The sequence below is a fragment of the Geminicoccus flavidas genome, from assembly GCF_009806515.1.
GTDB lineage: Bacteria > Pseudomonadota > Alphaproteobacteria > Geminicoccales > Geminicoccaceae > Geminicoccus > Geminicoccus flavidus.
In genome coordinates this window covers 1-5928 of sequence record NZ_WUJP01000515.1, presented here as the reverse complement: position 1 = coordinate 5928, position 5928 = coordinate 1, and the positions used below count along the sequence as shown (strand labels likewise).

The window sequence follows — 5928 nt, the reverse complement described above, 5'->3', positions numbered from 1 at the left end:
ACCGACCTGCCGCTCGACTGGCTGGTGGCCGATGCCGACGCGCTGGCGGGGGTGCCGGCCAGCCTCGCCCGGATCGCCACGAACTGGCAGGCAGACCTGCTCCACCTGAACCTGCCCTCCCAGGCGGCGGAGCTGGAGATCGACCTGCCGGTGGTGGTGGCGTCGCATTCCTGCGTGCCCACCTGGTGGCGGGCCGTGCGGGGCGACCGGCTGCCGGCCGGCTGGAGCTGGCTTGAGCGGCACAATGCGCTAGGCTTTCGCCGCGCGGAGGTCGTGCTGGTGCCCAGCCGCTCCCATGGCGAGAACGTCGTCGCGGTCTACGGCCCCCAGCCGCGCCTGGAGGTCGTCCACAACGCCGCAGCGGTGCCGCCCATCGCCTGCGGCAAGACGGAGATGGTGCTCTCGGCCGGGCGCTGGTGGGACGAGGCCAAGAACGGCCGCACACTCGACCAGGCCGCCGCCGCCTCGCCCTGGCCGGTCGTGATGGCCGGTGCGCTGCAGGGCCCGAACGGCGAGCGGGTCCGGCTCGACTATGCCCGTGCCGCGGGCGAACTACCGCCGCATGAGCTGCGGCAACTGATGCGCCAGGCGGCCATCTTCGCCGCCCCCTCACGCTACGAGCCGTTCGGCCTGGCGGTGCTGGAGGCGGCCGGCAGCGGTGCCGCCCTGCTCCTGGCCGACATCCCGACCTTCCGCGAGCTCTGGGCGGATGCCGCCATCTTCGTGCCGCCGCACGAGCCCGCCGCCTTTGCCGAAGCGATCCGGGCCCTGGCGGACGATCCGCCCTGGCGGTTCGACCTGGCCGAGCGGGCCAGGCGCCGGGCCGGCACCTTCACCACCCATCGCCAGCTCACCGGCACGCTGCGCGCCTATGGCACCGCGATGCTGCGCCATGCCCCGGCCGGGGCTAGCGGGAGCACTTCATGAAGTTCGTCCTCTATACCCATTCGCTCCAGTCCGACTGGAACCATGGCAACGCCCATTTCCTGCGCGGTCTCCTGAGCGAGCTGCAGTCCCGCGGCCACGAAACTCTGGCGCTGGAGCCGGTCGACGGCTGGAGCCGCAGCAACCTCCTGGCCGACCAGGGCACGAGCGCATTGCACCGCTTCGCCCATGACTTTCCGGGCCTGACCAGCCAGAGCTATGGCGAAGGCTTCGACCATGGGGCAGCGCTGGCCGATGCCGACGTGGTCCTGGTCCATGAATGGACCGATCCCGACCTGGTGGCGGCACTCGGCCGGCTGCGCCGTGCCGGCGCACCGTTCACCCTCCTGTTCCACGACACGCATCACCGCGGCGTTTCGGACGAGCAGGCGATCGCCGACCTGCGGCTTGCCGACTACGACGCCGTGCTGGCCTTCGGCGCCACCCTGAAGGAGCGCTACGAGCGGCAGGGCTGGGGCAGGCAGGTCTTCGTCTGGCACGAGGCGGCCGACATCCGGGTCTTCCACCCCCTGCCCGAGCTGCAGCCCGAAGCCGACTTGGTCTGGATCGGCAACTGGGGCGACGGTGAGCGGGAGCGCGAACTCCAGGAGTTCCTGATCGAGCCGGCCACGCGGCTGGGGCTGTCGGGCACGGTGCACGGCGTGCGCTATCCCGAGCCGGCCCTGGGGGCCCTGGCACGCTCGCCCCTGGCCTATCGGGGCTGGCTCGCCAATGCCGACGTGCCCCGGACGTTCGCCCGGCACCGCATGACGGTGCATGTGCCGCGCCGGCCCTATGTCGCGGCCCTGCCCGGCATCCCCACCATCCGCATGTTCGAGGCGCTGGCCTGCGGCATCCCGCTGGTGAGCGCTCCCTGGGACGATGCCGAGGGCCTGTTCCGCGGCGACCGGGACTATCTGCGCGCGGCGGACGGCGAAGCGATGACGCGGCACCTCCAGGCGCTGAAGGCCGACCCCGAGCTGCGCCGCACGATCGCCGCGAGCGGCCTCGAGACCATCCGCCGCCGGCACACCTGCGCCCATCGCGTCGACGAGTTGCTGGCGATCCTGGCCCTGCGCGGCAGCGCCAAGGTCCGTGCCGCCCTTGCCACCACCGAGGAAGCCGCATGACCCGGACGATCGCGTTCTACGGCTCCAGCCTCCTGTCCTCCTATTGGAACGGGGCCGCCACCTATTACCGGGGCATGCTCCGGGCGCTGGCCGCCCATGGCTATGCCATCACCTTCTACGAGCCGGATGCGTTCGACCGGCAGAGCCATCGCGACATCGCCCCGCCGGACTGGTGCCGCGTGGTGGTCTATCCAGCCACGCCGGACGGCCTCGCCAGTGCAGTCGCCGCCGGTGCCGGTGCGGATGTCGTGGTCAAGGCCAGCGGCGTGGGCTTTGCCGACGACGAACTGCTGCTGCGCACCCTGGGCCAGGCCCGGCCGGACGCGCTGCGCATCTGGTGGGACGTGGACGCGCCGGCCACCCTGGCCGAGATCGCCGGGGCACCGGACCATCCGCTGCGCCGGGTCCTGCCCGCGATCGACCTGGTGCTGACCTATGGCGGCGGCGATCCGGTCGTGCAGGCCTATCGGGCGCTGGGTGCCGCGGACTGCGTGCCAGTTTACAACGCGCTGGATCCCTCCACCCACCATCCAGTGGCGGCCGACCAGCGCTTTGCGGGCGATCTCGGCTTTCTCGGCAACCGCCTGCCCGACCGCGAGCGGCGGGTGGAGGAGTTCTTCCTGCGGCCGGCCGCCATGCTGCCGGAGCGGCGCTTCCTCTTGGGCGGGTCCGGCTGGGCGGACAAGGACTGCCCGCCCAACGTCCAGAAGATCGGGCACGTGGCGACCGAGGCGCACAACGCCTTCAACTGCACCCCGAGTGCGGTCCTGAACATCAACCGGGACAGCATGGCGGCCATCGGCTTCTCGCCGCCCACCCGGGTGTTCGAGGCGGCCGGTGCTGGGGCCTGCCTGCTCACCGACCATTGGGAAGGCATCGAGCTGTTCCTGCGGCCGGACGAGGAGGTGCTGGTGGTCCGTGACGGCCAGGACGTGGCCGAGGCTGTGCGGACGCTCGACCCGGCGCGCGCGCGCGCCATCGGCCAGGCGGCGCTCAGCCGCGTGCTGGCGGAGCATACCTACGACCGGCGTGCGGTCCTGGTGGACCGGCTGCTTACCGCCGGCATTGTAACCAAGGCCAAGGAGCTTGCTGCATGACCGTGCGGTCCTTCGACCTCGTCGTCCTCGGCCTGTCCCTTTCCTCGTCCTGGGGCAACGGCCACGCCACCACCTTCCGGGCTCTCCTGCGCGGCCTGGCGGCCCGTGGCCATCGCGTACTGTTCCTGGAGCGCGACGTCCCCTGGTATGCCGAAAACCGTGACCTGCCTGACCCCGACTTCTGCACGCTCGGCCTGTATGCGAGCCTGGAGGACCTGGAGCAGCGCTATCTGGCCGACATCGAGGCCGCCGATGCCGTGATCGTCGGGTCCTACGTGCCGGATGGCATCGAGGTCCTGGACCTGGTGCTAGAGCGGGCCCGCGGCATCCGCGCCTTCTACGACATCGACACGCCGGTCACCCTGGCCAAGCTGGAGAAGGACGAGGCCGGCTACCTGGCGCGGCGGCAGATTCCCGAGCTCGACCTCTACCTGTCCTTCTCGGGTGGGCCGGTGCTGGAACGCCTCGCCCGGGAGTTCGGCGCGCGCAACCCGCAGGCCTTCTACTGCGCGGTGGACGAGACCCGCTACGCGCCGCTGCCCGCGGCCCCGACCTGGGACTTGGGCTATCTCGGCACCTACAGCCCCGACCGGCAGCCCGCCCTGGAGCGGCTCCTGCTGGAGCCGGCCCGCCGCCTGCCGCACCTGCGCTTCGTGGTGGCCGGACCGCAATATCCGGACGGGATCGACTGGCCGGCCAATGTCGAGCGGATCGAGCATCTCTCGCCCGCCGAGCATGCCGCCTTCTATGCCCGCCAGCGCTTCACGCTAAACGTGACCCGCGCCGACATGATCAAGGCCGGCCACTCGCCGAGCGTGCGCCTGTTCGAGGCAGCGGCCTGCTGCACCCCGATCATCAGCGATCGCTGGGAGGGCCTGGGCGACCTCCTGCCCGAGGGCCGGGCCATCCTGATCGCCGACCAGACCGAGCAGGTGGTGTCGGCGCTGACCGAAATCGACGAGCCGGTGCGCCTGCAGATCGCGGAGAACGCGCGGGCGATTGTGCTAGGTGCACATACCGGCATCGCCCGTGCGGCGGAGCTGGAACGGCATCTGCCCGCCGCGGAACGCGCCACGCTGCGGGACACGTCGTCGTCGCGGCGGTCCCGCCGCAGCGCGCCGCTGACCGCACTGATCGCCGGTGGTGCCGGGTTTCTCGGCAGCTATCTGTGTGAGCGGCTGATCGGCGAGGGCCGCCGCGTCATCTGCCTGGACAGCTTCCGCACCGGCACGCCGGAGAACCTGCGCACGCTGGAGCGCGATCCGCGCTTCTCGCTGCTGGAGGCGGACGTGTGCGAGCCGCTGCCGAGCAGTATCGAGGTGGACCGGATCTACAACCTGGCCTGTCCCGCGTCGCCCCGGCATTACCAGGCCGACCCGATCCACACGCTGATGACCAGCGTGCTGGGTGCCCGCAACCTGCTGGAGCTGGCGCGCGCCAATGGTGCGCGGCTCCTGCAGGCCTCGACCAGCGAGGTCTATGGCGATCCGGACCAGCACCCGCAGCAGGAGAGCTACTGGGGCAACGTCAATCCAATCGGCATCCGTGCCTGCTATGACGAGGGCAAGCGCGCCGCGGAAACCCTGTGCTTCGACTATCTGCGCCTGCACCGGGTGGACGTGCGGGTGGCCCGGATCTTCAATACCTACGGGCCTCGGATGCGCCCCGACGACGGACGGATCGTCTCCAACCTGATCGTCCAGGCCCTCTCCGGCCGGCCGCTCACCGTGTATGGCACCGGCGCCCAGACCCGCTCCTTCTGCTACGTCACCGACCTGATCGACGGCCTGGTCCGGCTGATGGAGGTGCCGGAGAATCCGCAGACGCCGATCAATATCGGCAACCCGGAGGAGTACACGATCAACGAGCTGGCGCGCCTGGTCACCAGCCTGACCGGCTCGACCTCGCCGATCGTCTACGAGCCACTGCCGGCGGACGACCCGCAATGGCGCCGGCCGGACATCACCATGGCCCGCCGCGTGCTGGGCTGGGCGCCCCGCACCTCCGTGCGCGAGGGGCTGGCAGCCACCATCGCCTGGTTCGCCGGGCCGGCAGCGGCATCGGCCGTGATCCGGATCCAGCCGCCCAGGCGCAAGTTGAAGCCGGCCGCGGTAGCTGGTCTGTCCGCCTGAAGGGGGCGGCCTATATCAATGCGTCTCTGCGCAGGGAACGCATGTATGAACCAAGTCCCAAGGGACGACAGCCTCGATGCCTCGGTAGCCTTCCTGCGCGAGGGCTACACCTTCGTGTCCAGTCGCTGCGACCGTCTAGGCTCCGACCTGTTCCGCAGCCGGCTGATGCTCACGCCCGTGGTCTGCATGCGCGGCGCTGAGGCAGCCGGGATCTTCTACGAGGGGCAGCGTTTCACCCGGGTCGGCGCCATGCCCCCGACCGTGCTGCGCCTCCTCCAGGACATCGGCAGCGTCCAGACCCTGGACGACGCGCCGCACCACCATCGCAAGCAGATGTTCCTGGCGATGATGTCGCCTCCAGCGCTCGAGCGGATGGTGGAGCAGTTCCGGGCCGCGTGGCTCGCGGCCGTACCGCTCTGGGGGGAGCGGCAGATCGTGCTGCAGGATGAGGTCTCGGCCATGCTCGCCCTGGCCGGTGCCGCCTGGGCGGGGGTGCCGCTCGATCCGGACCAGGCGCCGCAGCTCACCCGGCAGCTCGTCGCGATGATCGAGCAGACCGGCACGATCGGCCCAGCCAACTGGTGGGCACACCACCTGCGCAACCAGGCCGAGCGCCACTGGCGGGACGCGATCCGCTCGATCCGA

Annotated in this window: 4 protein-coding genes and 2 pseudogenes; all 6 read left to right on the top strand. The window is 70.8% G+C overall.

Annotated elements, in window-relative coordinates:
* Positions 1-927, top strand: a 927-nt coding sequence (locus EQG76_RS14530; protein WP_159714709.1) for a glycosyltransferase family 4 protein, incomplete at its 5' end; no start/stop codon positions are given.
* Complete coding sequence (locus tag EQG76_RS14525; protein WP_159714706.1) at positions 924-2054, top strand: CgeB family protein; 1131 nt, start codon at positions 924-926, stop codon at positions 2052-2054. The genes EQG76_RS14530 and EQG76_RS14525, both read left to right, overlap by 4 nt.
* Positions 2051-3151: a CgeB family protein gene (locus tag EQG76_RS14520; protein WP_159714703.1), complete on the top strand. Its 1101-nt coding sequence runs from the start codon at positions 2051-2053 to the stop codon at positions 3149-3151. The genes EQG76_RS14525 and EQG76_RS14520 overlap by 4 nt, the downstream gene beginning before the upstream one ends.
* Positions 3148-4194: pseudogene (locus EQG76_RS33490) on the top strand (CgeB family protein); the annotation flags it as partial. The gene EQG76_RS14520 and the pseudogene EQG76_RS33490, both read left to right, overlap by 4 nt.
* Positions 4195-4227: 33 nt before the next feature.
* On the top strand, positions 4228-5283 hold the full coding sequence (locus tag EQG76_RS33485; RefSeq protein ID WP_159714712.1) for a UDP-glucuronic acid decarboxylase family protein: 1056 nt from the start codon (positions 4228-4230) through the stop codon (positions 5281-5283).
* 45 nt (positions 5284-5328) lie between these two features.
* Positions 5329-5928, top strand: a pseudogene (locus EQG76_RS14505) (cytochrome P450); the annotation flags it as partial.